Source organism: Fictibacillus sp. 18YEL24 (assembly GCF_015903855.1).
Classification (GTDB): Bacteria; Bacillota; Bacilli; order Bacillales; family Fictibacillaceae; genus Fictibacillus; species Fictibacillus phosphorivorans_C.
In genome coordinates, this window is the sequence record NZ_JACZDT010000006.1 from 188,764 (window position 1) to 208,188 (window position 19,425).

Annotated in this window: 27 protein-coding genes; 17 read left to right on the forward strand and 10 right to left on the reverse strand. The window is 39.3% G+C overall.

What is annotated here, in order from left to right; all coding sequences use genetic code 11:
- The first annotated feature begins 26 nt into the window (after positions 1-26).
- Positions 27-743: a trehalose operon repressor gene (treR, locus tag HU823_RS18520; protein ID WP_197222986.1), complete on the forward strand. Its 717-nt coding sequence runs from the start codon at positions 27-29 to the stop codon at positions 741-743.
- A gap of 66 nt (positions 744-809) precedes the next feature.
- Here treR and HU823_RS18525 read toward each other — a convergent pair whose 3' ends face one another.
- Both HU823_RS18525 and HU823_RS18530 read right to left on the reverse strand, forming a co-directional pair.
- Positions 810-977, reverse strand: a complete 168-nt coding sequence (locus HU823_RS18525) for a DUF4381 domain-containing protein (RefSeq protein WP_144704034.1) — start codon at positions 975-977, stop codon at positions 810-812.
- 34 nt (positions 978-1,011) lie between these two features.
- Positions 1,012-1,482, reverse strand: a complete 471-nt coding sequence (locus tag HU823_RS18530) for an NUDIX domain-containing protein (RefSeq protein WP_197222987.1) — start codon at positions 1,480-1,482, stop codon at positions 1,012-1,014.
- Between the two features lie 157 nt (positions 1,483-1,639).
- On the opposite strand from HU823_RS18530, the gene nhaC reads away from it, so the two are divergent.
- The 3 genes from nhaC to HU823_RS18545 all read left to right on the forward strand — a co-directional run bounded on the left by nhaC (position 1,640) and on the right by HU823_RS18545 (position 4,603).
- Positions 1,640-3,040 (forward strand): Na+/H+ antiporter NhaC, encoded by a 1,401-nt coding sequence (nhaC, locus tag HU823_RS18535; protein WP_144704028.1) that lies wholly within the window; start codon positions 1,640-1,642, stop codon positions 3,038-3,040.
- A 115-nt stretch (positions 3,041-3,155) separates the two neighbouring features.
- Positions 3,156-3,689 (forward strand): helix-turn-helix domain-containing protein, encoded by a 534-nt coding sequence (locus HU823_RS18540; RefSeq protein ID WP_197222988.1) that lies wholly within the window; start codon positions 3,156-3,158, stop codon positions 3,687-3,689.
- A 128-nt stretch (positions 3,690-3,817) separates the two neighbouring features.
- Positions 3,818-4,603 carry a phosphatidylserine decarboxylase gene (locus HU823_RS18545; RefSeq protein ID WP_144704022.1) on the forward strand — a complete coding sequence of 262 codons (786 nt, stop codon included), beginning with the start codon at positions 3,818-3,820 and terminating at the stop codon, positions 4,601-4,603.
- A 604-nt stretch (positions 4,604-5,207) separates the two neighbouring features.
- On the opposite strand, the gene HU823_RS18550 is transcribed toward HU823_RS18545, so the two are convergent.
- Genes HU823_RS18550 through HU823_RS18560 form a run of 3 tightly spaced genes read right to left on the reverse strand, consistent with a single transcriptional unit; the run spans position 5,208 to position 8,782 of the window.
- A complete protein-coding gene (locus HU823_RS18550) occupies positions 5,208-7,103 on the reverse strand; it encodes a PTS fructose transporter subunit IIABC (RefSeq protein WP_197222989.1) in 1,896 nt (631 codons plus the stop codon).
- A 15-nt stretch (positions 7,104-7,118) separates the two neighbouring features.
- Positions 7,119-8,033 carry a 1-phosphofructokinase gene (gene pfkB / locus HU823_RS18555; protein WP_197222990.1) on the reverse strand — a complete coding sequence of 305 codons (915 nt, stop codon included), beginning with the start codon at positions 8,031-8,033 and terminating at the stop codon, positions 7,119-7,121.
- The gene (locus HU823_RS18560) at positions 8,030-8,782 is read right to left on the reverse strand and encodes a DeoR/GlpR family DNA-binding transcription regulator (RefSeq protein ID WP_197222991.1); all 753 of its coding nucleotides are present in this window, start codon (positions 8,780-8,782) and stop codon (positions 8,030-8,032) included. The genes pfkB and HU823_RS18560 overlap by 4 nt, the downstream gene beginning before the upstream one ends.
- Before the next feature lie 164 nt (positions 8,783-8,946).
- On the opposite strand from HU823_RS18560, the gene HU823_RS18565 reads away from it, so the two are divergent.
- Both HU823_RS18565 and HU823_RS18570 read left to right on the forward strand, forming a co-directional pair.
- Entirely contained in the window at positions 8,947-9,774 is an 828-nt protein-coding gene (locus tag HU823_RS18565) for an aminoglycoside N(3)-acetyltransferase (protein WP_370630128.1), read from the forward strand.
- Positions 9,775-9,830: 56 nt separating this feature from the next.
- Positions 9,831-10,214 carry a YggT family protein gene (locus HU823_RS18570; protein ID WP_144704010.1) on the forward strand — a complete coding sequence of 128 codons (384 nt, stop codon included), beginning with the start codon at positions 9,831-9,833 and terminating at the stop codon, positions 10,212-10,214.
- A gap of 322 nt (positions 10,215-10,536) precedes the next feature.
- On the opposite strand, the gene HU823_RS18575 is transcribed toward HU823_RS18570, so the two are convergent.
- Positions 10,537-10,878 carry a DsrE family protein gene (locus tag HU823_RS18575; RefSeq protein WP_137791536.1) on the reverse strand — a complete coding sequence of 114 codons (342 nt, stop codon included), beginning with the start codon at positions 10,876-10,878 and terminating at the stop codon, positions 10,537-10,539.
- Positions 10,879-10,997: 119 nt separating this feature from the next.
- Between HU823_RS18575 and HU823_RS18580 the strand changes: the two genes are divergently transcribed.
- Positions 10,998-11,741: an AIM24 family protein gene (locus tag HU823_RS18580; protein WP_066391059.1), complete on the forward strand. Its 744-nt coding sequence runs from the start codon at positions 10,998-11,000 to the stop codon at positions 11,739-11,741.
- Positions 11,742-11,833: 92 nt separating this feature from the next.
- On the opposite strand, the gene HU823_RS18585 is transcribed toward HU823_RS18580, so the two are convergent.
- Together HU823_RS18585 and HU823_RS18590 are read right to left on the reverse strand one after the other, a co-directional pair.
- Positions 11,834-12,376 (reverse strand): Hsp20/alpha crystallin family protein, encoded by a 543-nt coding sequence (locus HU823_RS18585; protein WP_197222993.1) that lies wholly within the window; start codon positions 12,374-12,376, stop codon positions 11,834-11,836.
- An 11-nt stretch (positions 12,377-12,387) separates the two neighbouring features.
- The gene (locus HU823_RS18590) at positions 12,388-12,606 is read right to left on the reverse strand and encodes a spore germination protein (RefSeq protein WP_066391061.1); all 219 of its coding nucleotides are present in this window, start codon (positions 12,604-12,606) and stop codon (positions 12,388-12,390) included.
- Positions 12,607-12,767: 161 nt separating this feature from the next.
- On the opposite strand from HU823_RS18590, the gene HU823_RS18595 reads away from it, so the two are divergent.
- The 7 genes from HU823_RS18595 (at position 12,768) to abc-f (ending at position 16,789) form a co-directional block, all read left to right on the forward strand.
- Positions 12,768-12,989: a spore germination protein gene (locus HU823_RS18595; protein WP_066391062.1), complete on the forward strand. Its 222-nt coding sequence runs from the start codon at positions 12,768-12,770 to the stop codon at positions 12,987-12,989.
- A 55-nt stretch (positions 12,990-13,044) separates the two neighbouring features.
- Positions 13,045-13,671, forward strand: a complete 627-nt coding sequence (gene gerPC, locus HU823_RS18600) for a spore germination protein GerPC (protein WP_144704001.1) — start codon at positions 13,045-13,047, stop codon at positions 13,669-13,671.
- Complete coding sequence (locus HU823_RS18605; RefSeq protein WP_144703998.1) at positions 13,640-13,816, forward strand: spore gernimation protein GerPD; 177 nt, start codon at positions 13,640-13,642, stop codon at positions 13,814-13,816. Before gerPC ends, HU823_RS18605 begins: the two co-directional genes overlap by 32 nt.
- Before the next feature lie 6 nt (positions 13,817-13,822).
- Complete coding sequence (locus HU823_RS18610) at positions 13,823-14,221, forward strand: spore germination protein GerPE (RefSeq protein WP_144703995.1); 399 nt, start codon at positions 13,823-13,825, stop codon at positions 14,219-14,221.
- Entirely contained in the window at positions 14,218-14,421 is a 204-nt protein-coding gene (locus tag HU823_RS18615) for a spore germination protein GerPB (RefSeq protein ID WP_066391066.1), read from the forward strand. The genes HU823_RS18610 and HU823_RS18615 overlap by 4 nt, the downstream gene beginning before the upstream one ends.
- 12 nt (positions 14,422-14,433) lie before the next feature.
- Positions 14,434-14,880, forward strand: coding sequence for an Hsp20/alpha crystallin family protein (locus HU823_RS18620; protein ID WP_144703992.1), 447 nt, complete (start codon positions 14,434-14,436; stop codon positions 14,878-14,880).
- 271 nt (positions 14,881-15,151) lie between these two features.
- Positions 15,152-16,789 (forward strand): ribosomal protection-like ABC-F family protein, encoded by a 1,638-nt coding sequence (gene abc-f, locus HU823_RS18625; RefSeq protein ID WP_197222994.1) that lies wholly within the window; start codon positions 15,152-15,154, stop codon positions 16,787-16,789.
- A gap of 30 nt (positions 16,790-16,819) precedes the next feature.
- Here abc-f and HU823_RS18630 read toward each other — a convergent pair whose 3' ends face one another.
- Entirely contained in the window at positions 16,820-17,002 is a 183-nt protein-coding gene (locus tag HU823_RS18630; protein ID WP_144703986.1) for a hypothetical protein, read from the reverse strand.
- Positions 17,003-17,144: 142 nt separating this feature from the next.
- On the opposite strand from HU823_RS18630, the gene HU823_RS18635 reads away from it, so the two are divergent.
- The 3 genes from HU823_RS18635 to HU823_RS18645 all read left to right on the forward strand — a co-directional run bounded on the left by HU823_RS18635 (position 17,145) and on the right by HU823_RS18645 (position 18,553).
- Positions 17,145-17,588, forward strand: coding sequence for a DUF6376 family protein (locus HU823_RS18635; RefSeq protein WP_144703984.1), 444 nt, complete (start codon positions 17,145-17,147; stop codon positions 17,586-17,588).
- Positions 17,589-17,690: 102 nt separating this feature from the next.
- A complete protein-coding gene (locus HU823_RS18640) occupies positions 17,691-17,843 on the forward strand; it encodes a hypothetical protein (RefSeq protein ID WP_153238238.1) in 153 nt (50 codons plus the stop codon).
- Positions 17,844-17,905: 62 nt separating this feature from the next.
- Positions 17,906-18,553, forward strand: coding sequence for a hypothetical protein (locus HU823_RS18645; protein ID WP_197222995.1), 648 nt, complete (start codon positions 17,906-17,908; stop codon positions 18,551-18,553).
- Between the two features lie 33 nt (positions 18,554-18,586).
- Here HU823_RS18645 and HU823_RS18650 read toward each other — a convergent pair whose 3' ends face one another.
- Positions 18,587-19,318: a Bax inhibitor-1/YccA family protein gene (locus HU823_RS18650; protein WP_197222996.1), complete on the reverse strand. Its 732-nt coding sequence runs from the start codon at positions 19,316-19,318 to the stop codon at positions 18,587-18,589.
- Positions 19,319-19,425: the final 107 nt, after the last annotated feature.

Sequence of the window (19,425 nt, forward strand, 5' to 3'; positions counted from 1 at the left end):
TGCTACACTATGTATGGTGAATAATGATGAGAAAAAATAAATTTCAAGAAATCTATCAGGAAATATCTGCACAAATTCAAAAGGGTGTCATAAAGGCTAATACGCAGCTTCCTTCCGAACATGATTTAGCAGAACAATACAAAACATCGAGGGAGACTGTCAGAAAGGCACTAAACCTTCTATCGCAAAACGGTTTTATACAAAAAATCCGTGGTAGAGGATCAATCGTTCTAGAGACAAACAAATTTAGCTTTCCTGTTTCGGGTCTAGTAAGTTTTCAAGAGTTGTCAGAGTCTATGGGAAAGAACAGTGTAACGACTGTTCATGAATTTGGTTTGATCGAGCCGGATGAGTTTCTTCAACAGCAGCTCCAGACAGAACCTGAAGAGCTTACTTGGAAAGTGATTCGTTCCCGGGAGCTTGACGGAGAGACGATCATTTTGGACAAAGATTACTTCTTAAAAAAGTACGTACCAAAGCTCACGAAAGAAATTGCGGAACAATCTATCTACGCTTATTTAGAGAATGAGTTAGGTCTGAAGATCAGTTTTGCAAAAAAAGAAATAGTCGTTGAAGATTGTACGGAAGAAGATAAAGAGTTGTTAGATCTAGATCGTTTTGAGCATATTGTTGTCGTGAAAAACTATGTGTATCTAGAAGATGCGAGCCTCTTTCAATACACAGAATCTCGTCACCGACTAGATCGTTTCCGATTTGTAGATTTTGCAAGACGGGGAAGATGAATATATGAAGCAGTAAAAAACACACGAAAACGCAGAGGAAATGAATAAACTCTGCGTTTTCATTTTCTATAATCCATTAGGACCATCACCGCTATTCCAACTGCTACCCACTTCACCTTGCCTTACGCTAGGGTCGATATTACGGGTATGGTTATCATTTCTTTTCTTTTTTCTGTAATCTATGACATATGCTAAAACTAAAATTCCGATGATAAATAGTAGCAGCCACCACAAAACAAACTCCCCCTTTTAAAGTTGTTCTTAAAATCTAATTTATATCTCCAACATAAGTAAGTTTACTGTCTTTCGAATGGACCATCTCTTTAATCAACGGAATGATCTCTCTAGGATAGTAATTATAATCTGATAGCCGATCGATAGGGAGCCACTCGATTTCTAGTTGAGTAGAATCTGGAGAAAGTGGCTGAAAGTGTTTTGGAACCTTCTCTAAGAAAGCTTCGAATATATGCTCTACAATATGTATTCGGTCCTCATTTTTTTGATTCTCAACGTGATTCTTGCTGATGAACTCCCGAACCCATAACAATGGACCAACTTCTACTTCTGCACCAAGTTCTTCTAAACATTCTCGAATCACAGCGTTTGATAAAGTCTCGTTAAAATCCTGTCCTCCACCTGGTATAACATATTTCACTTCATCTTCATTTCCTTTTTTAATCGTTAAAACATGATGGTCATGAATGATTAATGCTTTTACTGAACTTCTAATTCTGCTCATATAATCAGCCTCCATAACGTTCTTTTCTTTAATTTACCATGCCTGTAATGTTGACAGCTTCTGTAAAGTTCGTTAGTATTATAACAGTTGCTAACACGCTTCAACGCGTAAAAGCGTTTAAGTAAATAAGTGTAAGAAGATGAACGGAGAGATTTACATGAAAAAACAAATGAAATTACCGGTGGCTCTTGGATTGTTTACAATGATTTTTGCAGTGATGTTCACGAGTCTCGTGTATATAAAAGTTGAACCGCATATTCCATTGTTAGCCTGCCTGATTTTATTGGGAGCAGTAGGAGTGGCTTTTGGAGCACAATGGAAGACGATTGAAAAAGGAATAGTTAATGGTATCATAGCTGGCTTGCAGCCGATCATGATTCTTTTAACAGTTGGACTTGTTATAGCAAGCTGGATGTTAAGTGGAACAGTTCCTACATTATTATTTTACGGAATGGATATCATTCAGCCTGAATGGTTTGCAGTAAGTGCTCTAATCATTACAGTTATTGTTTCGTCTTTTACAGGAAGTTCTTTTACAACAGTTGGTACAGTAGGTGTAGCATTGATGGGTATCAGTCACGTGCTTGGAGTGAACCCAGCATTAGCTGCAGGAGCGATTGTCTCTGGAGCGTGTTTCGGAGACAAAATGTCGCCATTGTCTGACTCAACGAACTTTGCACCAGGTGTTGTTGGCGTGAATATGTTTGAACATATTCGACATATGATGTGGACTACTGTCCCGGCATTCATCCTGACTGCTATTGCCTTTTTCGTACTTGGCGGTAGCGGAGGAAATGCGAATCTTCAAGAGATTAAAGAGATTCAGTCAGTGCTTTCAAATGAGTTCCCAATTCATCTAGTAACTCTAATTTCACCAGTAGTTGTACTAGTTTTGGCGTTTCGTAAACTGCCAATCATACCTATACTTTTAGCTGGTGTAACAGTGTCAATCATCGTAGGGTTTTTCTTAGTACCAGACCTGACACTGCAAAAAGTTATTAATACTATGCAAAATGGGCTGCAAATTCAGACAGGGAATGAAACAGTCGATACCATCGTTAATAAAGGTGGATTAATGTCCATGATGTGGTCGATCTCACTTGTACTGATCGCATTAGGACTAGGTGGAGTCATCCAAGCGTTAGGAATGTTTGATCTATTGTTTGGAGCTATAAAGAACACCACACAAAAAGCGAGTAAGTTAATTGCAACCACCCTGGCGTCTTCAGTAGGGATCAATTTACTAGCAGGCGAAATGTACCTTTCCATCCTGTTGCCAGGTCAGGCGTTGAAGGACGCTTATATTAAGTCTGGGGTTCCACTAAAAAACTTGTCTAGAACGGTAGAAGATGGAGGTACACTCGTAAACCCACTAGTTCCTTGGAGTGTGAGTGGTGCATTCTTTGCATCAACATTAGGTGTATCAGTTATTGAATACATTCCATATGCATTATTCTTATGGCTGTCTCCAATGTTCACATTACTTCTTGCTTATACAGGTTGGAGTATTGGTCAAAAAAAAACGAATTCATTAAATAATGATCACACAGCGGCATAATGATATAGAAAACATTTGAGAAGCATCTCGTTAGATGCTTCTCTTTCTTTTGACAAATATAAGATAAAATATTATCATTATCGATAACAATAATAAAAAAGGATGATTCTGTATCATGCAAAGCAAAGCAGATTTTATTTTGCATCCTGTTCGAATGAAGATTATACAACACCTCTCAAAAGGTCCGGCTACTGTAATGGAACTAAAAGAATGGGTATCTGAAGTTCCGCAAGCCACACTATATAGGCATTTAAATCTTCTTAGTAAGAATGAGATCATTTATGTGGTTCAAGAAAAAAAAATACGTGGTGCTGTAGAGCGGACTTATGCTATGAATCAAAACTCAACATATATAACCGCAGAAGAGGCAGCCAATTTGTCTAAAGAAGAGCACATGAAAATGTTTATGACGTTTATATCCAGTGTAACTGGAGAAGTGGAAGCTTACTTTAACGGTAATACCGATCTTAAAACAGATATTTTCGGTTATAATCAGTTGGATCTTTATTTAAATGATGAAGAATGGGAAGAACTGAGTCAGGGAATGCAAGAACTCATCGGCAAATATGTACCAAACAGACCTTCAAAACATAATAAGAAGGTTAAACTTGTTCAGATGTTAGTGCCTGAACCTAAGAAGAGCAGTTGAAAAAGAGGAAACACTGATATATTTAGCAGGATGCATTATACTGTATGTATATCAAAAACAAAATTTAAACACCGTTATCAATAATGATAACATTCATATTATATTAAATTAAAGTTAGGTGATAGAGCATGAACATGACTAAATTTTATAGAAATCTATTCGAATTGAACGGCCATCCCGTTGTGGCACGATCATTAAAGAAATTTGCACAATCTAAAGCAAGTAAACCTTTCATCCCTTCATTCGTGAAACTATATAAAATAAACATTAACGAAGCGACACGGGAGCTTAAAGAATATCATTCTCTGCACGATGTTTTTATTCGTGATCTAAGACCAGATGCTCGTCCTGTTCCATCAGAAGCTCATGCATTTGTTAGTCCTTGTGACGCTGTGTTATCCGTAGTCGATAATCTTACAGAAGAGAGCCGTTTTACAGTAAAAGGACAAGAATATACAGTTGCTGAATTGTTAGGTTCTGAATCAGAAGCGAAGAAATACAGCGGGGGACAAGTATTTGTTTTTTATTTGAGTCCAACGGATTACCATCAAGTTCATGTTCCGGTGGATGCTGAAGTTGAATCTGTCTACACGCTAGGAAAAGAAGCTGCTCCAGTCAACGAACTTGGATTACGTCATGGACTTCGACCTCTAACACGTAATTACAGATTAGTTACTCAAATGAATGCAAGCGGACAACCTCTTGCACATGTTATGGTAGGTGCTTTGAATGTAAATACGATTGAACGCACAAATCATGAGTCGGTTGTAAAAAGAGGAGATTCTTTTGGGTATTTTTCGTTCGGTTCTACTGTTGTTTTGTGTATTCCAAAAGGGGCTTTGAAGTTCACAGGAAAAAAAGGCAAGGTTAAGATGGGTGAGCTTCTTGGTGAATGGATACCGAGAGAAGTTTAATTATCGAACTAAAAAGCTGTTTCAATTTACTTAGTAGCTCTGATAGTAGTTGATCTCCGCTCCAGGTTGCTCGCTTTCCATGGGGCGACCGGTGAGCCCCCTTGCCTAGTTGCAGTGACTAGCCCCTCGAGGTCAAAAGTTAAACGGTCAAGAAGGCAAAGTGCGCCTTCATAGCCCATTCAACTTTTGCTTGTCGGGGCTGAACGAGTCACTTCCACTTTTTCTGACTGCCGCTTTGCGCCCTTAAGGGTCTCACCTGTCTAGTTGCAGTGGCTAGCCCCTCGAGGTCAAAAGTTAAATGGTCATGAAGGCAAAAAGCGCCTTCACAGCCCATTCACCTTTTGCTTGTCGGCGCTGAACGAGCCACTTCCACTTTTCGGTCTGACCGCTCGTCCCATAGGAGTCTCGCACCTTGCGCTACAATCAACTTGCATATGAAGAGAAAAACATAAAAACAACCTTTTGCTAAACTTCTAATTGATAACGGAACGGTTTTAGGATGAGTATATTGATTTAGTTAATAAAACATCACATAAGAAAAAGGATAAAACTTCTCGTCATCGCGAGTTAGTTTTATCCTTTTCTGTTTCAATTCTCCCTCACATTAAGCTGCGAGTTCTTTTTTATTTTCTTGAACTTCTTTTTTCAGCATACCAGCAATAAAAGCGGTAACGATTGAACCAATCAGAATCGCTAACACGTATAACAACGGATTTCCATTCACGATTGGAATAACGAACGCGCCTCCATGTGGTGCTGGAAGACCGATACCGAATACCATCGATAAAGCACCAGCTACAGCGGAACCGATCACAGCGGCTGGAATTACACGACCAGGATCGGCAGCTGCAAATGGAATAGCACCTTCAGTAATAAAGGAAGCTCCCATAATGTAATTTGTCTTACCTGCTTCTCGCTCCGCTTTTGTATATTTCTTTTTAAATAATGTTGTTGATAGCGCAAGACCTAGCGGTGGCACCATTCCCCCCGCCATAATGGCTGCATGAGGGGCAAAGTTACCTGCATCGATCATCGCGATACCGAATGTGAAAGCTGCTTTATTGATAGGTCCACCCATATCGACAGCCATCATTCCGCCTAGAATTAAACCTAAGAATACAAGATTTCCAGTTCCCATGCCTTTTAACCACAACGTTAATGCGTCGTTCAATGCTTTCACGGGTTCAATCACAATGAACATCATGATCAGACCGGTTAGAAGGATGCCGAATAAAGGATAAAGAAGAACAGGTTTGATCCCTTCTAATGATTGAGGTAAACTGCTAAACAACTTTTTTAATCCAAGAACTAGATATCCTGCTAAGAAACCAGCGATCAGTCCGCCAAGGAAACCTGCTCCTCCTGTTGCGGCCATAAATCCTCCGACCATACCAGGCGCAAATCCTGGACGATCTGCGATACTCATCGCAATAAAACCTGCTAAAACAGGGATCATGAGAGCGAACGCGTTACCGCCACCTATCGTGCTAAGTGCTTCAGCGATCGGATGATAAGAAGGATCTTTCGGATCAGCTGCGTTAATGCCGAAAATAAACGAGATCGCAATCAGAATTCCTCCACCAACAACGAAGGGAAGCATATTGGACACACCGCTCATCAAGTGTTTATAAAACCCAGATCTTCCTGGCGAAGCATTTTTCTTCTCATCAACATTCGATGCTTCTCCGTTACTTTTATAAACAGGAGCATCTTGATCTAACGCTTGCTGAATGAGCTGTTGAGGCTTTCGGATTCCTTGAGCTACTGGAACTTGAATCACATGTTTACCGTTAAAGCGTTCCATCTCAACTTGTTTATCTGCAGCGACTATAATCGCATGAGCTTCTTCAATATCCTCTTTCGTAAGTGCGTTTTTAATTCCGCTCGAACCATTTGTTTCTACTTTTAAGTTGACGTCCATTTCTTTCGCTTTTGCTTTTAGCGCATCAGCTGCCATATACGTATGAGCAATGCCTGTAGGGCAAGCTGTAACAGCTAGTATCTTTTGTTTAGAAGAAGAGGTAGGATTTTCTTCTTTTTCCATCTCTTTTTCTTTTGCGTCGATCGCGTCTAGAATTTCTTTTTCTGTTGCTGCAGATTCCAGACTTTTTCTGAAGTTAGGGTCCATTAAAAAGCTAGAAAGTCTGGAAAGTGTCGCTAAATGATCGTTGTTAGCGCCTTCATATGCGGCGATCATAAAGAAAAGATGTGCGTTCTGGCCATCCAAGGATTCATAGTCGATGCCATCTGTTGAACGACCGAAAGCGATGGCAGGCTCGCTAACGGCATTCGTTTTTGCATGTGGTATGGCTATTCCTTCTCCGATTCCCGTCGTACTTTGAGTTTCTCTTGCTAATATAGCTTCTTTATATGCCTTTTTATCATTCAGTTTTCCAGCTGAATAGAGTTTTTCAATCAGTTCATCTATGACGTCTTCTTTAGATTGAGACTGTAAGTTTAGTAAGATTGTATCTTTAGTTAATAAATCTGTAATTTTCATTTTTATTCCTCCTCATTACCGTATTTCTTCTATAACGATCTGTTTTCGTAAAGATTCTACTTGTTCTAATGTGCAGAGATCTTCTGAAAAAGCAGTAGCACTTCCTGCGGCAACTCCATATTGGAACGCGGTAGAGAAGTCGTGTTCTTGGGTAACCTGAGAAAGAAATCCAGCTACAACAGAATCACCAGCACCTACTGAATTTTTTACGGTTCCAACGGGTACGTTTGATATTAGAACGGTATCTTGGTTGAGAAAGATCGCTCCATCTCCAGCCATAGAAACGATGACATTCTGTACCCCCGCTTCCAACAGCTTCTTCCCATAAAAAATAGCATCTTCTTTATTGTGGACGTTTGTTTGAAAAAGTTCTCCAAGTTCATGGTGGTTGGGTTTGATTAAAAATGGCCGGTACGACAAGCTCTTACGAAGTGCTTCTCCAGCTGCATCAATGACAACATGAACACCTTTGACCATACATTTATTAGCAATCTCTGCATAAAAATTATCTGATATTGATGGTGGAATGCTTCCTGCAAGAAGAAGGAAATCACCTTTACTCATGTTATTGATTTTTTGAAGTAAATTCTGTTGGTTTTCTATAGAGATTAAAGGTCCTTGACCATTAATCTCTGTTTCTTTATGAGACTTGAGCTTTACATTAATTCTTGTAACTTCTGAAACATCTATAAAATCATGCTGAATGTGATCTTGTGTTAAAAAGTCTTTAATAAAAGCACCTGTAAAACCACCAGTGAAACCAAGTGCAGTACTTTCTATCCCAAGGTGTTTCAGCACTCGTGAAACGTTGATTCCTTTTCCTCCAGGATAAATAAATGTATCTGATGTGCGGTTTAACTGTCCTTCTTTAAAATCCTCCACTCGAGCTAAATAATCAATGGACGGATTCAGTGTGCAAGTATATATCATGATGTCACAACCTTTATTTCTGTCTTGTCTTGAAAATCATAGATGACGTCATCATCAATATCGTCTGTTATTATGATCGCCTCATTTAATTCTGCTACTTTTGAAAACGAAGTCTCATGAAACTTCGTATGGTCAGCTAATATGAATGCTTTTTGTGAAAGGGAAATCGCTAATCCTTTTACTGCCGCCTCTTCCGGATCGGGTGTAGTGTAACCGGCCTCGATGTGAATGCCGTTCATCCCAAGGAATACCTTGTCAAACCGATAGGCACTTAAACTTTTAATCGCACTGCTTCCTACAAGTGCTTTTGTTTTAGACTTAACAAGACCGCCTATTAAGTAAGTCTTAATCTCGTGTTCACTTAAAGCTTCAAGGTGGGAGATGGCATTCGTTACAACTGTGATCTCTTTGTTCTTTAGATGAGGGATCATCTTTAGTGTTGTCGTGCCTGCATCGAGATAGATGCAATCCCCAGTCTCGATTAAATCGCAAGCATATTGTGCAATTCTTTCTTTTTCTAAAGCGTTTCTCTCGGATTTTTCAAAAACGCTCAATTCTTCGCTTTTTTGGTGAGTAAGTGATGCTCCTCCATGTACGCGTTTTAACTTCTTTTCTCTCTGCAACTGACTTAGATCTCTGCGTATCGTAGACTCAGAGGATGCTGTTGCTTCTACGAGTTCTTGTATAGTTACTACTGACTTTTCGCCTAATACTTCAATAATCTTACGATGTCTTTCAGGTGTAAGCATCCTGACACCTCCAAATGTTCTTTATCTTTGACATCATTGTAACGTAAGCCCTTACATTTTTCAATCACAAACAACCAAAAATAATCAAAAACAACCATAGCCAAAGTATTCCATTTCTTTTTGGTATAATGAGAGTACATAAAAAGCTGAAGGTTGTGAGAAGCGTGAGTAGTATTGAATTACATACAGATTATCCTAAAACGAGGGTGACTTTAGCCGAGGATCTTCGATTATTAGGACTGAAAAAAGGAATGACCGTTATCGTTCACTCTAGCTTGAAGTCAATGGGATGGGTGGTAGGAGGACCTGTGGCAGTTGTACAAGCGTTGATGGACGTTATAACAGAAGAAGGAACATTGGTTATGCCTACACATACGGCTCATTATTCTGATCCGGCAGGGTGGCTGAATCCACCGGTTCCAAAGGATTGGTGGCCGACAATCATAGAAGAGATGCCAGCGTTTGATCCTGCTGTAACACCGACATACTTCATGGGAGCGATTGTAGAAGCATTTCGCACGTTTCCGGGTGTTCTAAGAAGCAATCATCCAACAGACTCTTTTGCTGCATGGGGTAAAAATAAAGAAACGATCATAAACGATCATTCAGTGGATTTCGGCTTAGGCGAACAGTCACCTCTTGGAAGAGTTTATGAACTTCAGGGCCATGTTCTTCTGCTAGGTGTTGGCTATGATTCGAATACCTCCATGCATTTAGCCGAACATCGCGTACCGTCACCAAAAACAGAACAAAATGCAGGCCCATTTTTTAGCGATGGAAAAAGAGTATGGAAGTCGTTCACTCAAATTTCTTACCGAGAAGAATTGTTCGAAGAGATTGGGGAGGTTTACGAGCGAAATAGTTATCCTGTCAAAAAAGGAAAAGTAGGGATGGCTGATTGTCGATTGATTCCACAGAAAGAACTGGTGGATTTTACGGAGAAATGGCTATGTCAGTATGATCAAAGTAATAAACCGATTGAGCATGCTTAATGTTGTGAAAAGAAGGGTATGTTTAGTAGCAAATCCAATGAAATGAGGGAATTGCGATGAGGCGTTCCGTTCCAGCCACAATTATTTCATTCATAGTCGGTATCATTCAGCTAATCTTAATTTTACGTTTTATTTTTCAACTGTTTAATGCAAATGAAGGAGCAGCTTTCGCACAGCTCATATACGGACTGAGCCAACCGCTTCTTTTACCATTTGCAGCGATTTTTCCAAACATCGAACTAGCCAATGGATTCGTGATCGAATTGTCTACGATTGTTGCAATCATTGTGTATGGTGTAGTCGGCATGCTGCTGAAAAGGCTATTCTCAGTAAGAAAGGCAGATCACGTTCATCGTGAAACAGTTATTAGAGAAGAACCCGTTATCCGAGACGAGGCAACGACTAGAGAAAAGAGAATTATCCGAGAAGAAAGAAGATAAGACTACAAAACGTACACCAGCAAGTTAGGTGTACGTTTTTTTATGTTACATTAATTAGAAGAAAAAAGAAGGTGGGAAGTAGAGAATCTTCTTTTTTGTTCGAGGATTGTTGCCCTTGAATTTTTTTCTTCACTTCATTGCAAGATGATTGGAGTGGAAGGTGCGAGACTCCTGCGGGACAGGCCGGCAGGTGAGACACTTAGTGGCGCAAAGCGGCAAGTGGCTCACCGCCTGCCCCGCGGAAAGCGAGCAACCTGGAGCGGAAATCAACTACTTCCAATCTCAGCATCGAAATGGTAAAAGCTATTAAAATTCTTATATATTATGCAATCGTAATAACTTCATATGTAGCAGATAGCTCTACAAAATGTGCCATTCCTGAAATTTCTCCAGCCGCAAGCTCATTTTCTACGTTATAGTGATCAACACAAGTCTTGCAGGCGAACACTTTAACACCCTTATCTTCTATTTCTTTTAGATGCAGCGAACATAAAGACTGCTCTGTGAGGCAATAAACACCACGATTCATGAAAAAGATCGCAGCTGGAAGATCGGATTGCTGCTTCAAAACCGTAAAATACGTTTCCATTACGTTTTCTCCAAGAGCAGGATCGTTACCAGTACCAAATGAATCAGTTGTTACAAGAATGATTTTGTTCTGCACGTCAAATCACGCCTCTCTCATATTCTTTTGGCGTTAGCCAATATCTTTGTGTGAATTATACCACGCTTTGTTTAAACAAAGTCAGAGTTTGTTATGCTAGAAAGAGGAGGCTGATGGTTATGAATGAATCACTTTTTAACGTTATCGAAAAAGAAGAAGGACGTCGAGCAACTTTTGAAGTCCTTGAATATAAGCAGTTGCCTGTAACAAGTGCAGGTTCAAGTTCTTCTTACTACGCCAAAGAAACGGGAATATCGTTAAAACAAGTTCGGATCACATTGCGCCAAGGAGCGGTTCAAGCTGAAGCGGGAGCTTTGCAGTTTATGAAAGGTGATCTTGGTTTGAAGAGCAATGCTGGTGGAGTTGGAGGGTTCATGAAGAAGATGGCTTCCAATATCTTAACGGAAGAATCTCTTTTCAAACCATTATATGAAGGTACCGGAGAAATTTATTTAGAGCCCTCGTATGGTCATTACTTATTATTAAACTTAAACGACGAAGAAGTTGTTGCAGATCGCGGAATGTTTTATGCGGCAGAACCGTCAGTGCAATTGGGTGTAGCTAGACAAAAACTAACGTCTTCTATAAAAGGAGAGGACGGACTGTTTCAAACGAGATTAAGAGGCTCAGGATTTTGTGTGCTTCAGAGTCCAGTTCCGCTTCAGCAGATCATGAAGATACAGCTTCATGATGAAAAACTGCAAGTGGATGGAAACTTTGCGCTCTTAAGAAAAGGGGATATCGATTTCTCTGTAAAACGAGCATCCTCTTCAATCATCGGATCTGCAACAAGTGGTGAAGGTTACTTGCACGTTTTTGAAGGTACCGGCGAGGTGTGGATCGCACCTACACTAGGAAGATAAAAGAAATGCTGACATAAAAGGATGAACATAGCGCCTTTTCTGTCAGCATTTTTTATAGGCATTAATATACATAAGAAAACGAAATGTTGCACCTACTCTTCAAACTGCCCGTTGTTGTTAACTACATTGGCAGTATTGTTAGCATTACTGTCTTTCTCAACACTATTATCACTTGAATTAGTCACGACTTGTATAGGTACAGTCGGATTCATAACTTCTCCGCCATTTTTGTTAATGGAAATGGTTAAGATGCCATTCGTATATTGTGCTTTAACATCTTCGTTTCGAAACATGAAAGGCAGCTGGACGAATCGCTCTGTTCGTTTCATTGCCTTTCTTTGTTGAAAGTGCCCCGTCCGTTTATTTTTTGTTGACCGTACTTCTTCGCGTTGTGCTTTAATCTGAAGTCCTTGATTGAGGATTTCAATCTGAAGGTCTTCAGGATTATAGTCTTTTAGATTTGCACGAATCTTGTAGTCGTCTGTTGTTTCTTCTGTATCCACTTCAAACGACATCTGGTCTGCAAATTTCTCGAACTGATTGAGCCCTTTATTGACGTATTGTTCAAAAGAATTTAGCCAGTCATCCATAGAACGGTTATTAAAAAAAGGCATCATTGGACCTTTGCCTAACATCTTTATACCCCCTAAGCATTGCCGGCATTATTAGAATCGAAAATATCAGGATCTAAAGTGTTTGTTGCGTTAACTACGTTTGTTGTTTGTATAAAATTCCCTGTGTTTCCTCCGCCAGAGCCGTTGTATCCTTTGCCTGTTGATTTGGGATTGATGACGAGTGTATCACCAAAATTCACAACCCCTTCTGCCGCATTAATATTAATAGGAGCTACAATTAAACAGGGCACTTTTAGCACCTCCTTTTTCTAGAAAAATAACGATTGTGACGTCGTCCTTTACAGATAAGTTATGTAGGTAGAAGCCTACTGGTGAATGGAAGCGTTTAGGCACAAAAGAATGGGCGGATGCATAACATGTGAGAAGTACTTGAAAGTGGGGATGAACGTATATGCCAGCAATTGTGGGATCTGTATCAGTAAACTCCATATCGAGCGGCAGCGTTTTTCATGTGGGAGACGTCCAGACCATTTGCCCAGTCAGTTACGCAAAAACGTATGCAGGTGCGGGATCTTTCAATACAGGGGATAATCTTCGTCTGGAGAACGGCTATAATGTTACGTTTACACAAGACCCTGATGTAAATGACAGCAATGCAGCAGCAAATTTTTAAACGACAAGCAAATTCCTTAGGTAGTAGGCATACATCTAACTAAGGAGCTGATTGTATGAATGAAGAGAGCAACTATTACTTGAGTAAGCTTCAACAGATGGTCCTCGATCAGAATGATAAGATAAGTGACTTAGAAGATCAGATAAAAGCATTAAAGAAAAAAGTAAGCGATCTGTCGTCCCAACCTCAAAACATTGAATATAAGTTTGATCAATTAAAGATAGAAAAACTTGAAGGTACCCTGCACATTGGGCTTGGGTCTTCAAATGATAGCAAAGACTTGATCGAACAGTTCAATATTGGTCAGAATACCCTTCAGATGCCAGGGAAGATGGAAAGAAGTACGATCGAAAATCCAAACTACCGAGAGATGATTCAAGTGATGGATGGTTTCTTTGAAAAAGAAGCTCCTGTTTATTTAAAGTCACTTGAAAGCAAAATGAACATTCCGTTAGACGAACCCTATCGAATCTTCATCTTAGAAGATGTACAGCGGCAAGTGCCAGGACGGATCAAGCACTATCTCACAAAATATGAACCAAAAGACGAGCGGGGCAGAAGAGATATCATTCAAAAAACAAAAGAAGACATCTATCGTGGTATCGAGACGTTTATCGTACATTTACGAGATTCAAAGTCTACTGGAGGGGATGAGAGTGAAATTTTGCGTAACCAATCATGAGTTGTATGTAGGAGAGATTCACATCATCGGTGTAGGGTTATCGTCAGTCGTATTAATCGGAGACACAGATTGTATCAGTCTAGGATCTGCATTCGACACACCTCCAGAATCTTTAGTCTTAGGTACATCACTTGTTCCTCTATAGAGGTGTATGATGTATCGAACATCTGTCGTTGATTGCATCATATTAAATTCTCTTGCTAACTCAGGTGTACTGCAAACAGGAGATACTGACAAGATCAATAGCTTTTCTGCAGCATTAGCTATCCAGAGAGAAAGTACAAAGTTTGGAACGTTCAATGTTCCATACAGCAAATACAAAGTTTTCTCACAGCCCGTATTAGTTCCGGTTTGCCCGGTTTATAAGGTAAAGCAAACGTATCATGCGAACCCATATATTAGAGTTGGAAAAATAGATATCCTTGGGGTGTCCAGTTCATCAATCCTTCATATTGGATCGGTTAACGATATTAAACTTCAATCTCGTGTGAAGCATGTTCGTAATTTCTTAACGAATCCTAATCCGGAAAGTGAGGAGGAGGAAACATGAACCTTTTTGTTAGTCAGACGATCGTTATTCAGCAGATAAGAGTGGATGGCATACAAAACTCATCTGTGCTCCAAATAGGAAGCGCCGGGGTTATACAGCCGATATCGCAATTATTTAACACAGGCGGTTTTACAGGTCCTGCCCCTCAGATTCCGGATCCGGATACTGCTCCTTCTGTTCCTTTAGGGCCGCCTTCATAAGAGGTGATTGAATTGGACACTTGGAAACAAATGATGGACTGGAAAAGGATGGCCGAAGAATATTTTGGTGATCAGTTCTTTACGCCAAATCAAAATCAAAGATCGCATAACCATCAAAATAATGAGAGTCCTCTTTGCAACATCTATGACACACCACAGGAAATATGCTGTGTATTGGCGCTGCCAGGTTTGAATCGTACAGAGGATGTTGAAGTTATGGTTGACCCGTTTAAGCTGACTGTACAAGGAAAGTTATCACTAACCTTAGATTCCTATCACTTAAGTTCAGAGGAATTTCAACTCGGGGCATTTAATCGAGAGATTCATTTACCAGAAAAGGTTCTTCAAGAGCCTGTGCAGGCTTTTTATAGAAAAGGGTTATTATTCATTCGATTATTAAAAGATACACGACCAGGAGCAAACCAGCGAAAGGTAAACTTAAACTGGGTGCAAGAATAGCGAGCGTATTCTTGACGACCGGATATGAACTACCTTACAATATAGGAAAACAACGGAAGGAACAGGTGTATACGTCCAATGCGCAATTAATCTGATTTTAGCCATTTACTTGAATAAAAAAGTAGAACGCTAGATAGGATTTCTCTGCCCATTTTTAGGACTTCATTACAGGCCTGTTTTTTTGTTGCAAAAAAACGTGTTATTGCGTGTTTTTTTGTGATACTTATTATGGCTTGGGCAGACCTCTCTAGTAAATAGGGGAGGTTTTTTTATGCTGCTATTAGAAGCAAAGCATTTAGAAAAATCGTATGATGGAAAATTAATTATAAAACAAACAGAACCGCTACAACTTTTTGCGAATGATCGAGTTGGTCTTGTTGGTTTGAACGGTACTGGAAAATCTACGTTTCTCAAATTAATCGCAGAAACTGAGGATAGAGATGCAGGGTCCATCCAACATAACGGAACACTTGCAATCGTAAGTCAGTTTGACCAAGAAGAGCAAAGTATTACTTCAAAAAGTGAGGTCGCTTGGAACCTGCAAGGCAAAAAGTATGACACGATGAGCGGTGGTGAAAAAACACGTACTCAAATCGCCTCTGCTCTAGAAAAAGACCCAGATATCCTTATCTTAGATGAACCTACGTCTCATCTTGATGTCGAAGGAATGGATCAGCTCGCAGGTGTGCTTCAACATTTTAAAGGAGCTCTATTGCTTGTCTCTCATGACCGTGTATTTCTAGATATGATATGTACGAAGATCATCGAAATCGATCACCAAACTTTTACGACATATCCAGGAAACTACTCAGAATATCAGATTCAAAAAGATCAACAACTCAAGAGAAAACATCTTGAATATGAACAGTATATTAATGAAAAAGCAAGGTTAGAGAAAACGGCCAAGGAAAAAGCAGTAAAAGCGAAAGACATGAAGAACAAACCATCACGCATGTCTTATAGTGAAGCAAAGTTAGGAAAAGGAAAACTTCAAAATGCAAAGCGTTCACTTGAGAAAAAATCAAAAGTAATCGAAAAAAGAATTGAAATGCTCGATAAAAAAGAAAAGCCAAAGAAACAGCAAAATGTTGAATTCGATATACAGCGATTCTCTAGAATTCATGGTAAGCAAGTGTTAGCAGTTAAAGATCTCACTCTAGGATTTAATGGGAAGCAGCTGATTAAAAATCTTACGTTCTCTGTAAAACCGGGGATGAAGATCGTTTTGACAGGCAAGAACGGAACCGGGAAATCCACCTTGCTTCAAGAAATCTATAACGGAAATGAAACGATCGTAAAGTCCAATCAGCTCAAAGTAGGCTACTTCCACCAGCATCTAAATATTTTAGATCCACTAAAAAGTATTCTTGAGAACGTGATGGAACATAGTCTTTACGATGAAACATGGGTGAGAACAGTCTTAGCTAGAATGTTGTTTAAACGTGAGGATGTTTTTAAACGAGTAGAAGTCTTAAGTGGCGGCGAAAAGATGAAGACAGCTTTAGCAAAACTTTTCTTGAGTGACTACAATGTATTATTGTTAGATGAACCTTCCAATTATTTGGATTTGTTTACAAGAGAAGCGTTAGAAGAAGTCTTGGTAGCCTATCCCGGTACGTTTATCTTAGCTACACATGACAGACGTTTAATGGAAAAGACAGCTACACACATTCTAGAGTTGCAGCCACCTAAGGCATATTGGTTCGAAGGGGACTATACAGAGTTTAAGAAACAACGAAGCGGAACCCAAAACGAGCAGAATCACGATGGTGATGAGTTGCTAAAGCTGCAGTTTGAGATGACGGAACTGATCAGTCAGCTTTCCACCTGTTCAGATATCAATAGAAAAGGTGAGCTCGATCAGCGATATAATGAGGTACTCGATAGAATAAATAAGTTAAGGTCTTGAAAGAAAAGAGCCGTTCAATGATGAGCGGCTCTACTTGTTCTTATCTACTTTTATTGGTGGTTCTTCTTGATCATCGATTCCTGAATCATAGCCGATCTGATTGAGATCCTTTTCGTCAGCTACCGTACCTCCGGCCATTCCTTCGTTCATCATTCGGTCAACGTCTAAGTATAAATCTTTTTTACCTTCATTTTCTTTGTCTTTTTTTGCCATGTTAATCAGCCTTTCTGTTTGAACTAGTATTAGAATGTCCCAATTTGAAACTTATTTGCAGCCAAGCCGTAGAAAATAATAAGTGAAAATCGAATTTATGTAGGTTCAAATAAAGTAATTCTAAAGAAATGAGGAGATCGAAATGAAAAAAACAATATTGGCTGTTCTTTTGTCATTTAGTGTACTTACAGGGTGTTCAGCGGTCGAAGACGTAACAAACGGAATTAATTATGTACCAGAAGCAACTGAATATATTAACGAAGTGCAACAATTTTCAAAAGAAATTCCTTCGTTAGCGGAGAAAGCTGTCTCTGATCAAAATGCACGTGTTGAGTTAGAAAAGGCCCTTGAAGAAATGAATACAACGATTGAAGAATTTAATGAATTATCTCCACCATCTGTATTTGAAGATATTCATAATCAGGTGATGGAACATAATCAAACCTTCCAAGATGGAATAGATAAGTATCAAACGGCAGTAGAGAACGGAGAACTGACTCCTGACTTTTTGGAGAAGAGTGGGTTGCTAGATGATGTCAAAGTATACACTGACTTATTAAACGATATTAAGCAATTAGGCGAGTAATACTTTTTTCTTACTTTTGCCCATTTATTCAAAATTTCATGTTACATTTCGACTAAATTCGGGAATATGACAATGAGATAATTGGTGAGGGTGGGTAAAAGAATGGACGACTATCATATTAAGATTGAAGATTATATGCAGCTATTGAAGAAAAGATACAAAAAAGGCAGGCTTCAGGCGAAACAATATCGAAAACGATTAGAACTCATTCATCTCTGGCACATGCGAGGCGTGGTTAAAGTGCCAAAGGAATAACTTGAAAATAACCAGTCTTTGACGATAAATGTATAAACACGACTAGTCTTGGCAGGTGCAACATGAATTTAATAAATAATACGTTCAAAAAAGCTAGGCATACAAAATATGATTATTTCTATCATATTGCGTTTGCCGTTCTTTTCTGTTTATACAGTTTCCTCATGCTTTTTTCCAGCAAACTGCTGGGTTTTTTGTTTTTTGTTTATGGCTTAATCTTATTAGGCCATACAGTTTGGAAGGGAATCCGAACACGTTATTCCTTACCTTACATCTTGTTCGGACTAACCATACTTTTTTTTAGCAGATTGTTTTGGTTAGAGGCATTTTCCGTATTGCCTGTTTTCTTTTATGAAATTTTTCAGATCGGATTCTTCCTTGGTATCACCATGGGGATATGTTTACTTTATGGTGTAATGATTAAAGGAGCACCTTTAGCTAACAGACTTCAAACCCACGGTGTTCATAGCATGTACTTTGTTACAGGAAGCTTCTTACTTCCGTATACATGGATCTTCAGCTATGGAGCAGTTATGCAAGGAAATGATAGCAGCCTCATATGGGCATTGCTTATTCTCATTCTGTGGGGAGCATTATATTTCGCGCAGCTCGTTACTCATCATAACAAAGTCATGTTAGCTGCATTATTTGCAGTCAATATTGGTGTAGGATGCTGGGCGATTTACCGATGGATAAACATATTGACGTAAGAAAAGAGAAGCCTTTTGTGGGCTTCTCCTTTTTTAGTTTCTTCTTAATTTTGCAAGCAGATGTAAAATTTCAAAGTACAGCCAAATCAATGTGACCATAAGTCCGAAGGCACCGTACCATTCCATATATTTAGGTGCTCCGCGATCTGCTCCATATTCAATAAAATCAAAATCTAAAACTAAATTAAGTGCAGCGATCACTACGATAAACAGGGAAATTCCAATCCCAATCGGACCTGTACTGTGTAGATAAGGAACACTCATTCCGAAAAAACCTAAGATAAAACTGGTGAGATAAACGAGCATGATTCCCATAGTCGCTGAGAAAACAATTAAACGGAAATTCTGAGTCACTTTTATGATCCTAAACATATATGCGAGTAACAAGGCAAACAACGTTCCGAAAGTTAAAGCGACAGCTTGCAATGTAATGCCATTAAATTGAGCCTCAAAGTTGGCTGATATCCCCCCAACTGCCAGTCCTTCTAGTGCAGCATATACCGGTGCAAGTAGAGGGGCTGTTTTAGGTACAAATGCAACGATTAATGCTGTTACTAGCCCTCCAACTAAACCGATCACGATTAAATGGCCGACTGAGTTACCTAAATTGTATTGATACCAAGTAAAAATTGCAGATGCCATCAAGATAAGCAGGAGAATAAACGTTTTGTTTACTGTTCCTGACAAAGTCATTTTCTTGCTAAAAGACGTCCCTCTGAACTTATCAAAAGTGGAGCCTTTTAAAGCAGGATTCGCACTTCTCATGAAAATTCCTCCTTCTTTTCATACATCAAATACGTACCAACATCATCAAAGTTTCATGCGTTAAAATAATATGTCATTCGTTTATAGCCTGAGTATGCTCGCTTCTA